Source organism: Thalassolituus sp. UBA2590 (assembly GCF_002339775.1).
In the GTDB taxonomy this organism is placed as follows: domain Bacteria; phylum Pseudomonadota; class Gammaproteobacteria; order Pseudomonadales; family Oceanobacteraceae; genus Thalassolituus.
On the sequence record NZ_DDKU01000095.1, the window covers coordinates 1 to 12,663 of the forward strand.

Annotated in this window: 13 protein-coding genes; 5 read left to right on the forward strand and 8 right to left on the reverse strand. The window is 52.7% G+C overall.

The annotated features are described in order from the left end of the window. Nucleotides 1-66: 66 nt before the first annotated feature. From B2067_RS08710 to B2067_RS08740, 7 genes are all read right to left on the reverse strand, one after another. Nucleotides 67-840, reverse strand: a complete 774-nt coding sequence (locus B2067_RS08710) for a TIGR04219 family outer membrane beta-barrel protein (protein ID WP_301388147.1) — start codon at nucleotides 838-840, stop codon at nucleotides 67-69. A 147-nt stretch (nucleotides 841-987) separates the two neighbouring features. After that, on the reverse strand, nucleotides 988-1,698 hold the full coding sequence (gene purC, locus B2067_RS08715; protein ID WP_301377414.1) for a phosphoribosylaminoimidazolesuccinocarboxamide synthase: 711 nt from the start codon (nucleotides 1,696-1,698) through the stop codon (nucleotides 988-990). A gap of 27 nt (nucleotides 1,699-1,725) precedes the next feature. Further along, the gene (locus tag B2067_RS08720; protein ID WP_301388148.1) at nucleotides 1,726-2,493 is read right to left on the reverse strand and encodes an MBL fold metallo-hydrolase; all 768 of its coding nucleotides are present in this window, start codon (nucleotides 2,491-2,493) and stop codon (nucleotides 1,726-1,728) included. Next, nucleotides 2,490-3,131, reverse strand: a complete 642-nt coding sequence (gene bamC, locus B2067_RS08725) for an outer membrane protein assembly factor BamC (protein ID WP_076516132.1) — start codon at nucleotides 3,129-3,131, stop codon at nucleotides 2,490-2,492. The genes B2067_RS08720 and bamC overlap by 4 nt, the downstream gene beginning before the upstream one ends. 9 nt (nucleotides 3,132-3,140) lie before the next feature. Further along, nucleotides 3,141-4,016: a 4-hydroxy-tetrahydrodipicolinate synthase gene (gene dapA, locus B2067_RS08730; RefSeq protein ID WP_068435579.1), complete on the reverse strand. Its 876-nt coding sequence runs from the start codon at nucleotides 4,014-4,016 to the stop codon at nucleotides 3,141-3,143. A 124-nt stretch (nucleotides 4,017-4,140) separates the two neighbouring features. After that, the gene (locus B2067_RS08735; RefSeq protein WP_301388149.1) at nucleotides 4,141-5,214 is read right to left on the reverse strand and encodes an AI-2E family transporter; all 1,074 of its coding nucleotides are present in this window, start codon (nucleotides 5,212-5,214) and stop codon (nucleotides 4,141-4,143) included. 1 nt (nucleotide 5,215) lies between these two features. After that, nucleotides 5,216-5,449: a sulfurtransferase TusA family protein gene (locus B2067_RS08740; protein WP_068435582.1), complete on the reverse strand. Its 234-nt coding sequence runs from the start codon at nucleotides 5,447-5,449 to the stop codon at nucleotides 5,216-5,218. 173 nt (nucleotides 5,450-5,622) lie between these two features. Here B2067_RS08740 and B2067_RS08745 point away from each other — a divergent pair, with 173 nt between their 5' ends. Beyond that, nucleotides 5,623-7,071 carry a M48 family metalloprotease gene (locus B2067_RS08745; RefSeq protein WP_301388150.1) on the forward strand — a complete coding sequence of 483 codons (1,449 nt, stop codon included), beginning with the start codon at nucleotides 5,623-5,625 and terminating at the stop codon, nucleotides 7,069-7,071. A gap of 5 nt (nucleotides 7,072-7,076) precedes the next feature. On the opposite strand, the gene nadA is transcribed toward B2067_RS08745, so the two are convergent. Continuing rightward, the gene (gene nadA, locus B2067_RS08750; RefSeq protein WP_068435585.1) at nucleotides 7,077-8,114 is read right to left on the reverse strand and encodes a quinolinate synthase NadA; all 1,038 of its coding nucleotides are present in this window, start codon (nucleotides 8,112-8,114) and stop codon (nucleotides 7,077-7,079) included. Between the two features lie 632 nt (nucleotides 8,115-8,746). Between nadA and B2067_RS08755 the strand changes: the two genes are divergently transcribed. The 4 genes from B2067_RS08755 to B2067_RS08770 all read left to right on the forward strand — a co-directional run. Next, complete coding sequence (locus B2067_RS08755; protein ID WP_068435586.1) at nucleotides 8,747-9,334, forward strand: DUF4255 domain-containing protein; 588 nt, start codon at nucleotides 8,747-8,749, stop codon at nucleotides 9,332-9,334. Continuing rightward, nucleotides 9,334-10,116, forward strand: a complete 783-nt coding sequence (locus B2067_RS08760) for a hypothetical protein (protein WP_068435588.1) — start codon at nucleotides 9,334-9,336, stop codon at nucleotides 10,114-10,116. The genes B2067_RS08755 and B2067_RS08760 overlap by 1 nt, the downstream gene beginning before the upstream one ends. A 21-nt stretch (nucleotides 10,117-10,137) precedes the next feature. Then, complete coding sequence (locus B2067_RS08765; protein ID WP_068435590.1) at nucleotides 10,138-12,288, forward strand: phage tail sheath subtilisin-like domain-containing protein; 2,151 nt, start codon at nucleotides 10,138-10,140, stop codon at nucleotides 12,286-12,288. A 62-nt stretch (nucleotides 12,289-12,350) separates the two neighbouring features. Further along, the coding region (locus B2067_RS08770) for a phage tail protein (RefSeq protein WP_301388153.1) at nucleotides 12,351-12,663 on the forward strand (313 nt) is incomplete at its 3' end.

Sequence of the window (12,663 nt, forward strand, 5' to 3'; positions counted from 1 at the left end):
CCAAAACTGTGGGACAGCAGTGGGCTTAGCCCCGGCTTTTTTCTCAGATCGACATTAACAATGCGATCAGAAACCTACAGCAAATGACGCACCGTAGAAGATACCTGAAACATCAAAGTCAGTTTCAATATCGGTGGTGTCTTTGTTGGTCTTCATGCTCAATGCGCGGTGACCGACTTCAAGACCCAGATCAACCACTGGCACAGGAAGATCATAGCCCAGCGTCAGAACAGTATCGGTCAGTGAATTACCGTCATAGCCGATTGCGTTAATTTCTGCCGCGGCGTAGATACCGAAAGGCGTGCCGACCTGCGCTTCAACAAAGCCCATTGGCAGGGTGAAATCGAGTTCGACTTCTTCACGACGATTTCCAGAACCAGAAACGGTGGCACCATCAACGATTACGTCACCGCCAAACATGCGAGCGGTCAGACCCAGGTTAATATCAACATAAGGCACTGGCAGAGGTAGGCCCCAATAAAGGGTTGCGTCTGTATGGCTCAGGTCCATTGAGCTATCTACTTCGCCGGCATACTGAATACCATTAAATTCTTCAGTGACGATGGTACCACTGCCATCCAACTCAAGATTCGTTTGGCGTATACGCAGATTTGGAACAACCGGTACAGGGTGCTCGAAGAACACAGTAAGATTAGTGCCAGAATCAGAGTCGAGACCAAGACCATTGGTTTCGCTGTCAGCGGATAAGCCATCATCTACTTGGCCACTAGGTTCAGCAGTCCAGGAGTTTGCCTTAGCACCTACTGTGAAAAGCAGGTCAGCCTGAGCGGCGACCGGAGTCATCGCGACCAGAAAAGCCGCAAGTGCTGTCTTTTTCATGAATTATTCCCGTAATTTATTGTGTTCCAGAGCACCGGCTAATCGCCAGCGTCCTTAGTGTGCACAGAGAATCATGAAAAGCCAATAGTTATGGCAATATCCGACAAGGTTTGCCTTGTCGGATACATAAGGAGATTGGTGCCTGGATTAAAATTCCATGCCCAGGCGACGACCGACTTCTTCATACGCTTCAACAACACCACCAAGGCCCTGACGGAAACGGTCTTTGTCGAGTTTTTCGCGCGTGTCTTTATCCCAGAGTCGGCAACCGTCTGGTGAGAATTCGTCACCCAGAACCACTTCGCCATTGAAGACGCCAAACTCAAGCTTGTAATCAACCAGCAGCATATTGCCGTTCAGGAACAGTTCTTTCAGAACGCCATTTACCTTAAACGTCAGCTCTTTCATTTTGTTGATCGTCGCTTCGTCTGACCAGCCGAACGACTGGGCGTGATACTCGTTTACCATAGGGTCACCGAGTTCATCGTTTTTCAGGAACAGTTCAAACGTTGGCGGGTTCAGGTCCATGCCCTCTTCCACACCCAGACGACGCACCAGACTGCCGGCAGCAACGTTACGGACAACGCACTCCAGAGGAATCATATCGAGACGCTTCACCAGCGACTCGTTGTCTGACAGCAGCTTTTCAAAATGCGTTGGCACACCAGCCTCGGCCAGCTTGGTCATAATGAAGGCATTGAACTTATTGTTCACCATGCCTTTGCGATCCAGCTGTTCTACTTTTTTACCATCAAACGCGGAAGTATCATTACGGAATTCAAGCACCATGTAGTCCGGATCATCTGTTGTGAAAACAGACTTGGCTTTGCCTGAATAAAGAAGTTCGCGTTTTTCCATGGGTTTCTCCGGGAATGAGGGTCGGTTTTAATCGTTCAGTGCAACCCAGTCTGACATTTCATCCTGCGACAGCAGGGGAACGTCCTGAGGGGAGCAACCAATTGCTTCAGCCAGAACCTGAGCTACCAGGTTCCGGTCATTGTTCTTTTCGCTGATGTGCCCAGCAGACACATGCTTCAATCCGGGCCATTTTACCCGGCGAATAAAGTCAGCGCACTGTTCATTGCTGAGATGACCATAAGCACCGGCGACACGTGCTCGCAAGCTCGGTGGGTATGGGCCGTTCGCCAACATCACAGGATCATGATTAGCTTCAACCTGAAGCGCATGGCAATCACGATAGCTGTTCACAACGTGCGGTGTCAGTGATCCGAGGTCGGATAATATACCAAGGCGCCGCCCTTCTGCACTCTGAATAACAAATTGCAGAGGCTCATGTGCATCGTGAGGAACGACGACAGGCGTCACCTGCATACTGGCAACATCTACCGGTTTATCGCTGACCAGACAACGCCACAGAGAATGGCCAGTCCATTCCATGCGGCGTGCAGTTCCAAACGAGGCGTAGAAAGGGATATTCAGATGCTCACACAGCGACTGAATGCCTTTGGCATGATCGCTGTGCTCATGAGTAACAAAGGCAGCTTTCAGAGCGCCGTGTTCAACACCCGCTTCAGTCAGGCGCTGGAGCATGGTGCGTCTGGCAAAGCCACTGTCAATCAACAGCGCCTGCGCATTGAACTCAACCAGAGTGGCATTACCACGACTGCCACTGCCTAAAGAACGAAATCTCACTTTTCGAGCTGGAGTTTAACCTGTGTCAGAAGGTCCCGCGTCAGGCTGTCTTCCGCAAGCGTTTCTGCATCTTCCTGCAGAGTCAGATAAACACCATCGCCGGCTTCGACCATCTTCAGCTGGTACGGCAGAACCTCTTCAATTTTCTCACCCCACAGACGTCCCCACCAGCTGCGGTCATCTTCCTCGGCCGCAGGATTTGGCAACTCAAGGAAGTAAGTACCGATACTGCGGTTAAGGTCCGTCAGCTTAACATCCGTGGCCGCCAGAGCATCAGCGACGCGCGACCAGGAGAGAGCAAAGCGCGCATCAATCTGCAACGTCAGAGTGCCCGCGCCATCACGCACAAAGCGTGGGTTCAACTCGCGTTTGAAATCACTCAACGACGTTGGCTCAGAATCCTCGCGAGCCACGGTCAGGGGTGCTGGAACAGGAATTTTAAACTCTTCCCCCGGCCCCGGATTGCCTTCCAGATCAGGCACAGGGAAGCGATCGTATGTGTTCAGGGTCATTCCTTCAGGGACCTGCGTTTCAGCAGCTTCCTGAGCATCGAGATACGAAAGCGCCTGGTTGTCGCCGAGAATCCAGCTGCATCCTGTTGAGAATACAGCCAGAGCAGAGAGAAGAATTAGTCGCATTGTTTTCCGTCAGATGATGCCAGCGTCTTTCAGAGCCAGCTCTACTTTTGGCTGCAGGCGTTCATCAAGGGTTACCAGTGGCAGGCGAATACCTGAGCCACTCAGCCCCATGCGCTCAACAGCCCATTTAACAGGGATTGGGTTCGCTTCTACGAACATGGCGTTATGCAGGTGCATCATACGCTCATTCAGTTCACGAGCTTCGTCTGCTTTACCATCCAGGGCCAGCATACAGAGTTCGTGCATCATTGCGGGCGCAACATTGGCGGTCACAGAGATGTTGCCTTTACCACCAAGCAGTATCAGCTCGTAAGCGGTTGCGTCATCGCCCGAGTAAACGGCTAACTGGTCACCCACCAGATCGATCAGCTGGCGCGCACGATCCATGTCGCCGGTGGCTTCTTTCACCGCCGTAATCTGCGGCACTTTGGCAAGCTCAGCAATCGTCTCTGGCAGCATATCAATACCGGTACGGCCCGGCACATTGTACAACCACTGCGGGATATCAACCGCCGCCGCTACTGCTTCATGATGCTTAATCAAACCGCGCTGTGGAGGCTTGTTGTAATAAGGTGTCACCAGCAGGCAAGCGTCTGCGCCAACGCGCTTCGCTTCCTGAGTCAACTCAATCGCTTCTGAGGTATTGTTCGCACCGGTACCTGCAATCACCGGACGACGCCCTGCTGCTGTTTTTACTACGCGCTCGATAACCGCGACGTGTTCGTCCGTTTCAAGAGTCGCCGACTCACCAGTCGTACCGACCGCGACGATGGCGTCCGTCCCTTCCTTGACGTGAAAATCAACTAATCGATCAAGGTTCTCCCAATCTACTGAGCCATCAGCGTTCATTGGAGTAACAAGAGCAACGATACTACCGGTAATCATAGTTACCTATCTCCTGATTTATTGTTATACGAGGCATTACGTGGTGATAAGGGGCGCAAGTCTAAAGGTGCCCGGTATCTCTGACAAGTCAGCCCGGGGGTCAGAGCCAGCCAATTTATCACGCTCACTGTGCCTCTTCTGTACCAGCTGACAGAGCAACCGGCCATGCACGTAATACCGCCTTAAACAGTGTCGCCAGCGGAATAGCGAAGAATACGCCCCAGAAGCCCCATAATCCACCAAAGACCAGCACCGCAACAATGATTGCCACTGGGTGAAGGTTTACAACCTCAGAGAACAGTAATGGAACCAGAACGTTTCCGTCCAGGGCCTGAATAATGGCATACACAACCAGAACCCAGGTGAACTCATCACCTATGCCCCATTGAAAATAAGCGACAAGCGCAATGGGTATGGTCACCACCGCAGCACCTATGTACGGCACGAGCACTGAGAAGCCAACGGCTATCGCCAGCAGAGCGGCATAATTGAGGCCCAGAATAACAAACGCAATGTAGGTAACGCCGCCGACAATCACGATCTCAAGTGCTTTACCACGGATGTAGTTAGCTATCTGCTCGTCCATTTCGGACCAGACATTTTTAAGCAGGCTGCGCTTCGCAGGCAGAAAGCCGGTAATCCATGTGAGAATCTGCGTCGAGTCTTTCAACAGGAAGAACACGAGAATCGGCACCAGTACGCAATAGATTAATACCGCCATCAAACCTGTGATACCTGTCAGAGAGAAGCTAACCGCCAGCTGTCCTAGCGATGCGACTTCATCTCCCACTTGTTTCGTCCATTCTTTTACCTGCTCAACGGATACCAGCTCTGGATAACGTTCAGGCAGCAAAAGAAGAAGTTCCTGCCCTTTCGAGGCCATTCGCGGCACTTCAGATATAAACTGAATCAGCTGGTTCCATGTCGCGGGCAGAATAATCAAAAGCAGCGTAAGCATCACAGCCATGAACAACAGAAATACGGCGATGGTCGCGGTAAGGTGACTGAGACCACGCGCCTTACAATAATTCATCGTCCCTTGCAGCAGGTAGGCAATCACAAGCGCTGTCAGGAAGGGGGCCAACACGTTGCCGAGCAACATGATGACGAGCATCAGGGTGATCAGAATAAAGAGAAGCCCTAATGCCTCTTCATCTGAAAAGTAACGATCTATCCACCCTTTTACGACCTTTAACATGTCATACTCCGCAGGAAATCAGAAAAATGTAACGATCGGCGTCCGCCTCACTCTGACTCAGCAAAGTATGAGGGCTCTTCTCAAGGTAACGCGGAATATCGACCAGGCTACCTGCATCTGTTGCCATCACCTCAAGTACTTGTCCGGGTGACAGATCACGCAGGGCTAGCTTAGTTTTAAGAAGAGGCATGGGACACTGAAGTCCGCTCGCGTCGAGAGTCGAGTCAGGCGTCATGGGGTTAGACACTTGTATCAGGGTTTGTCGTGCTCAGATTATACGGAAACAACCGCGACAATGAACCTAAGACGCTGAAATCAGTCGAAAAATTTATCGCTTCACGATAAGACTGCGGTGCTAACCAGGCAATATCAGGCGACATAACCAGTGACAACAGACAGGAATGGGCATTGAACATCAGGAATTGGCTATCTGCTTTGGGCGTAACCCTCTGCGCCACCTATAGCCCGGTGCAACATGTATCAGCACAGGATGCTCAGCAACTGCCGTCTCTCGGCGATGCTACCTCTGGGCTGATCTCCCTGCAGGAAGAAAAGGCCCTGGGTCAGAGCTGGCTCAGAAACCTGAGATCCCAGGCACCGACGCTGGATGACCCGGTTCTTCTCGAGTGGTTCCACGATCTTATTTATCAGCTTGTTCCCGACTCTGACATACAAATCAGTGACCTGCACCTTGTCACGGTCGACAGCCCTCAACTCAATGCGTTTGCGGTACCCGGTGGTATCGTCGGTATTAATTATGGCCTACTCCTGTACGCTGACAATGAAGATCAGATCGCTTCTGTACTCGCTCACGAACTTGCTCACCTCAGTCAACGACATTTCGCGCGCCAGGTCGAAGCCGCCCGAAAGCGAGACCCTGTAACACTGGCGACACTGCTGGCCAGTCTGATCCTGATCGCAACCAGCAATGGCGAAGCAGGCATTGCTGGAATTATGACCTCGCAGGCTGCCGCAGTTCAGGATCAGCTGGCCTATACCCGAGAGTTTGAACGTGAGGCAGACCGGCTTGGCATGTCGACGCTGGTCAGCTCTGGCTTCTCTCCTGAAGCGATGCCCGCCATGTTTCAGAATATGCTCGATGCTGCCAGGTATCGTGGAGAAGCCCCCGAATTTCTTCAGACCCACCCACTGACAGCAACCCGGGTCGCGGATGCCGCAGGCCGGGCTGGCGCCTTCCGCAGCGTCAGTCCATCGGCCAGCTTCCGCTTCCGTATACTGAAACTCAGCGCAGAAACCCGATATCAACTTGGCGATGGTGCCATGACCGAGCTGAAAGAACGTCTCAAAGACGCCAGTGGTACAGAAGCGGACGCACTCAACTACATGATTGCCGTCTTGCATCATGATCAACGCCAGTACGCGGAAGCTGCGGAGCAACTGGCTCTGGCAGATCAGAGTCATCTTCTGGTTAAGGTGTTAGATCAACGTATCACGGCCTCCGCAGGTGAGCCGGCGCGCGCCCGGGCGGCACTGGAATCGCTCAGAAAGCTTCATCCCAACAACCTCCCACTTGAAAGTGCTTACGCTGACCTGCTTGCAGAAAGCGGTAACTACAGCGAGGCAACCCGAGTCCTACGGAAGCTGACCGAGACTTACCCTGACGTTCCCGCCTTCTGGGAGGCACTCAGTCAGAATGCGAGCAAGCAAGGCGAGTTGATTCTCGCCTCCCGAGCGCTCGCCGAATACTACTTCACAACAGGAAGAAATCTGGAAGCCGCCCAGCAACTCCGGAATGCCATCAGACAGGCAGAGAAAGCCAACGACCTGCAGCGGGAACTGGCATTAAAAGAGAGGTTAAAAGCGGTAGACGCCCTGTTGCGTCCACCACGAGGCTGAAGCCGTCAGGCGGCGCTGACAGGCTTGCGGAAGTTGAGCATGCGGTCCAGGCTCCGCACTGCTTTACGGCGGATGCCTTCATCGACCAGAACTTCCTGATCGCTATTTTTAAGAACGTCCCGGATATTTTCCAGCTGGTTCATCCCCATCCACGGGCAATGAGCACAGCTTCGGCAAGTCGCACCATTCCCCGCCGTCGGTGCCTCAATCAGCAACTTGCCCGGTGCTTCCTGTTGCATCTTATAGAAGATGGCTTTGTCGGTAGCGACAATCAGAGTGTCATTTGGCAGGTCACGTGCTGCAGCAATCAACTGACTGGTCGAGCCAACGACATCGGCCAGAGCGACCACCGCATCTGGTGACTCAGGATGCACCAGCACTGCAGCATCCGGGTGTACGTTCTTGAGATCCTGTACACCCTTGGAGCGGAATTCGTCATGAACGATACAGGCGCTGTCCCAGAGGATCATGTCTGCACCGGTCTGCTTCTGAATGTAAGACCCCAGGTGCTTATCAGGCGCCCAGATCAGTTTTTCGCCCTGATCGTGGAGATACTGGACGACATCTAAAGCAATACTTGAAGTGATCACCCAGTCTGCACGCGCCTTCACAGCGGCCGAGGTATTGGCATAAACAACGACGGTACGATCAGGGTGCTGATCGCAGAAAGCAGAAAACTCTTCTGCTGGACAACCAAGATCCAGTGAACAGGTTGCCTCCAGTGTCGGCATCAGGATGCGCTTTTCCGGGCTCAGAATCTTCGCGGTCTCACCCATAAATCGCACGCCGGCGACCAGAAGTGTACTGGCCGGGTGATCATGACCGAAACGAGCCATTTCCAGAGAATCTGAAACACAGCCTCCGGTAGCGTCGGCTAATGCCTGAATTTCAGGGTCGGTATAGTAATGAGCCACGATCGCCGCATCTTCCTGTTTAAGGAGTGCACGGATTTCTTCTATCAGCGCCACCTTTTCAGCGTCACTGCGGGGTTCCTGGCTGCGGGCCCAGTATTCACGAACTACATTTTCCGGGGTCAGAGTCATGGCTATCGAATCAGTTCATCACGGTGAAGCGCTCAGATCACAAAGCGCAGAGAAAAAATAAGCGCGAAATTTTACCACACTCTTCTTAAATAGGTGCAATTGGTGAAATTTCAACCACGTTTAACAATAGGTAGCTTGGTAACGCAACTGCCATCGAATGCGATAAGAGCCCTTCAGTCTCTGGCCCATTATGAAAAAACATCTAGACTTTGAGCGCCAGTATATAAAAAAAACCTGTTCCCCGATGACAAATAGATGACGCATACCGTCTCATTCTTTGATCAATAAACAGACAAGAATCTTGCATAGAAGAATGAAAAACAGGATCTGGGAGTCTGAGAAGCGGCTCACCCAAGGGATGACATTCCTTTTATAGCAAGCATCTGATTAATTTAGAGAAATATATTCGTAACCCGGAATACTGACCAGTAATCAGTCCTGAAAAGTGTGTTTTGATAAACAATTACTCAGGTTATTCAGACATCAAAACAACTAGTCATATTGCGCCTTCAAGGCAATGTCGCCATAGTCCAAATAGCCCTTGACCCCTTATTTTTTACCGTGTTTCTATCTTTGCCCGACCATAGAGGCAGACCTTCTGAACTGGTCGGTAACGCAGCAAAGGAGACTGCATGGCATCGTACAAGGGAGTACAAGGCGTTCTGACCGCACTGGAGGCGTTTTTTAAAAGCCGTCTACCCAGTGAGCTTAGCGATGGCCCTACAAATGCCAAAGTCGAAGTACTCGGTAGTGCTGATATTGCTAACCGGCTGACCGGCAACCTGCTGGGTATTTATCTCCACAGAATGACCATCGATGATCACGGTCGCAGCCGATACTTTGCACCGAAGGGCACTGATACATCCGATGCCAGTGCCGAGCTGCCATTGAATCTGCATTTCCTGCTGATCGCCAATGCGAACAGCGCCGCCATTGAAGCAGACCTGATGAGCTGGGCGATAGTGGAGCTTGCCAACCAGACTCAGCTTGATATTTCTCACCTGCAAACGGCAGACTCAGAGTGGGGAGAGTCAGAAATTCTGACCATCATTCCCGAAGATACATCGACCGAAGACCTGATGAGAATCTGGGATGTTTTTGAATCCCCTTACACCTCCACTATGGCGTACGTTGCAAAAACCGTTCGCTTGAGATTGCAGCCTCAGCGCACGGAAGGCAGTCCGTTGATTACGCGGGTTATATCAGGAGGAACGGTCTGATGCGCTCGGTGAATGTACTCGAATCCACCATTCTGCACGGAAGTGACCAGATATTCTGGCTCGATGGCAGCTCTGCTGAAAGCGTGTCTGCCATGCGCAGAGTCAACGGTCAGATCCGCACCGAAATTACTGAAAAGCCTTCTGACCTTCATATTCGCGAAGGCGCAGGAAAGACTGTCCTATGGCGACACTCGATTGATTCATTTGTCTCAGGCAGACCAACCGGAGGCGATAAAGATTTTGCTACCGCAGGCACCTACACATTTGCCGGTGTGGCTCGTGCCCCCAAGGGCATGTTTCTGCCGCGCACCTTCTCTCTGACCGTTGGCGATGCCCCTCCGACCGGGCATGCGATTGTGCTCTACCCTTCGCCGGTTTCCGTGCGTTTTAACTCTGCCGGCGGACTTCGTATGACGCTGGCACGCGACGCGGACGATTCAGCGCTTCCTTGGGCAATTGTGACAGTAACCGTCGCCATCCCCGGGTTGGGATCACAAACCTACCGGGGACAGACAGATCAACATGGCGACTTGTTACTGCCCTTCCTTCGTCTTCCACCATTACCGGAAGGCGTGAGTGATTACAGCGCTACCCTCGAAGTAGTCGGCAGGCTCGACACTGACAGTGAAGTTCCCGCTGACCCCGACACCTTCAGCTCGCTTGATGTTGGCGAGCTGAACAGCACCAGTTTTTCCCAAACCATCGGATTCTCAGTAGTACCCGGTGACATTTTAACCCTGCGGTCTGATGGCAGGAGTTTTCTTGCCCTGAAACCTGTATGACCCGTCTGAAAGGAGAAGACCATGCCTGAATACTTAGCCCCGGGTGTGTTTGTAGAGGAAGTGAGCTTTCGCTCCAAATCAATCGAAGGCGTGGGCACAAGTGTCGCCGCCATAGCAGGCCCGACCCGTACCGGTCCGCTGCGGGGTAAGCCTGAGGTTGTTACCAGCTTCGCTGAATTCACCCGCATCTACGGCGATGTTCAGGACCTGAGTTTTTCTGGCTCAACGGTACTGAACCACACGGCTTTGTCAGCCAAAGCCTTCTTCGATGGCGGTGGTAAACAACTGTTTGTTTCTCGGGTTGCTAACTTCAGCACACCTGCGTCGGGATTCGCCTCAGCAACTGACACTAACAACCATGTCACCTTTGCCAGCCGTTTCCCCGGCGCCATGGGTAACCTGACTCTGGAACTGGACTGGCGCGACAGTGAGAACCTTCTGCTCTCTGTGATCACCAGCGCCCCCGCTGACGGTGAGGTGGTGTTCCTTGAAGCGACAGGCCTGACCAACACAGCAACCACCGCAGACACCTCCGCAAGAGCCCACCCATTTGATTTCCGCGGACTCGTTCGTAAAGCCGGTAGCCAGTATGAAATTGTCGACGACCTCGCAGTGATTACCGATACGAATGGCGACAGCGTAGATGTAACGGATATTGAAGTTGGCGATTATGGTCTCGAAGCTGCAGGACTGGTGAACGATGGCTCAACCAGCGTCACCTTCACCAAAGTCACCGCTCGCAGACCCTCCAGCGGTGCACTTGCTGACGGGACCGAGGCTGTGCTCTCTCTGAGTGAGATCGCAGGACTGAATGGATTTCATGAAGGCGACTGGGGGACATTGACGACTCTCTACGGCACGCTGAACGCCGCAGGAACCGAATTTACAATCGAAGACTCTTCGCGCAATCCTGCTGTCGTAGGTGCCCCAATCAAACTTTACCTGAGCGCACTGGCAGCAGCCCCCGGCAGTGTTCGCGCCATGATGGTTCAGCGTTCGTTTAACATTAACGTTCGCAATGGCGGTGCCGACGGCGCGGTTATTTACACCTACGCCGACATTTCCTCTGCACCGGACGCTGAGAACAGCCTGAGTAATGTCATGAGTGCATCACCTGCGAAGCGCTACGACGAGCTTACCAGCCCCGTCAGCTGCACACTGGCAAACAGTGTCACCGGTGATCAGATCATTGCTGCGCTTTATAACATGTTCGACTCAGGGGCAATGAACCCAGGGCCGATGTCCGTTGAAGGCCCACGCTATCTGATCACCCTGTCCGGTGGCGATGATGGCAGCACTCCGGTTGCAGTGAATTACGGTGGTGAATCCGACGAAGTAAACGGCAGCACGGGCTTTGCAGCATTTGAAGATATCGAAGACATTTCAATCGTGATGTGCCCGGCGGCCGCTGCCGATGAAACAAATCACCAGGCGATTGTCGCGGAAATGCAAAAGCACTGCCGCAAGATGCGTTACCGCGTCGGTATTGTCGACAGCCGTGAAGGGATGTCACTTTCTGAGGTGCGCGAATTCCGCTCCAATTTCGACGACAGCCGCCTGGCACTTTACTACCCATGGGTCGTCGCTGCAGACCCGCGTGGCACTCAGCCGACCGTGAACCTCCCACCTGCAGGCTTTATCGCCGGCGTTTATGCCAACACAGATGTTCAACGCGGTGTGCACAAAGCACCAGCCAATGAACCTGTGATTGGTGCACTGGGCTTCACTCAGGAAATCAACCAGTTCCAGCAGGAGCTGCTTAACCCAGCCGGTGTGAACTGCCTGCGTTCTTTCGCTGGTCGTGGTCATCGTGTCTGGGGCGGCCGCACGCTGTCGAGTGACCCTGAGTGGAAGTACGTCAATGTACGTCGCTACTTCCTGTACCTCGAACGTTCTATCGAGAAATCCACTCAGTGGGTCGTCTTCGAGCCTAACGGCGAACGCCTGTGGGACAACGTCCGGATTACCATCGAAAACTTCCTTTACAACGAATGGGCAAACGGCCGCCTGCTGGGCACTGCGAAAACAGCCTACTTCGTGCGTTGTGACCGGAGCACCATGACTCAGAACGATCTCGACAACGGTCGCCTGGTTTGTGAGGTCGGTGTCGCCGCTCTGAAACCAGCAGAGTTTGTGATTTTCCGCATCGGTCAGAAAACCGCCGATAGCTAAACAATATTCATCCCGACAGCGGCTTCTGCTGAAGCCGCTGGGACTAAAGAAGGAATAAAATCATGGCACAGTTTCGTGAAACCCCTTATGGCGTTTTTAACTATCTGGTCAACCTGGACGACGGTACCGAAGGTGAGGTCGCTGGAGGTTTCTCAGAAGTCTCCGGCCTGAACGCCGAAGTCACCGTCGCCGAATACCGTAACGGTAATTCAGCCGTTAATTACGTCAACAAAGTACCGGCATTGCACAAAACCGGAGACGTCACTCTGAAACGCGGAGTCATCGGCGCTGGCAATATCTACGAATGGCTGGAAGAAGTTCGTGGCGGTAACGTGATGTCCAAGCGCGACGTTACGATCAAATTAAAAAACGAAG

Bases quoted from the DNA above. Each gene is read 5' to 3' on its own strand.
- B2067_RS08710 (WP_301388147.1), bottom strand. From the start codon at position 840: ATGAAAAAGACAGCACTTGCGGCTTTTCTGGTCGCGATGACTCCGGTC.
- purC (WP_301377414.1), bottom strand. From the start codon at position 1,698: ATGGAAAAACGCGAACTTCTTTATTCAGGCAAAGCCAAGTCTGTTTTC.
- bamC (WP_076516132.1), bottom strand. From the start codon at position 3,131: ATGCGACTAATTCTTCTCTCTGCTCTGGCTGTATTCTCAACAGGATGC.
- dapA (WP_068435579.1), bottom strand. From the start codon at position 4,016: ATGATTACCGGTAGTATCGTTGCTCTTGTTACTCCAATGAACGCTGAT.
- B2067_RS08735 (WP_301388149.1), bottom strand. From the start codon at position 5,214: ATGTTAAAGGTCGTAAAAGGGTGGATAGATCGTTACTTTTCAGATGAA.
- B2067_RS08740 (WP_068435582.1), bottom strand. From the start codon at position 5,449: ATGACGCCTGACTCGACTCTCGACGCGAGCGGACTTCAGTGTCCCATG.
- nadA (WP_068435585.1), bottom strand. From the start codon at position 8,114: ATGACTCTGACCCCGGAAAATGTAGTTCGTGAATACTGGGCCCGCAGC.
- B2067_RS08755 (WP_068435586.1), top strand. From the start codon at position 8,747: ATGGCATCGTACAAGGGAGTACAAGGCGTTCTGACCGCACTGGAGGCG.
- B2067_RS08760 (WP_068435588.1), top strand. From the start codon at position 9,334: ATGCGCTCGGTGAATGTACTCGAATCCACCATTCTGCACGGAAGTGAC.
- B2067_RS08765 (WP_068435590.1), top strand. From the start codon at position 10,138: ATGCCTGAATACTTAGCCCCGGGTGTGTTTGTAGAGGAAGTGAGCTTT.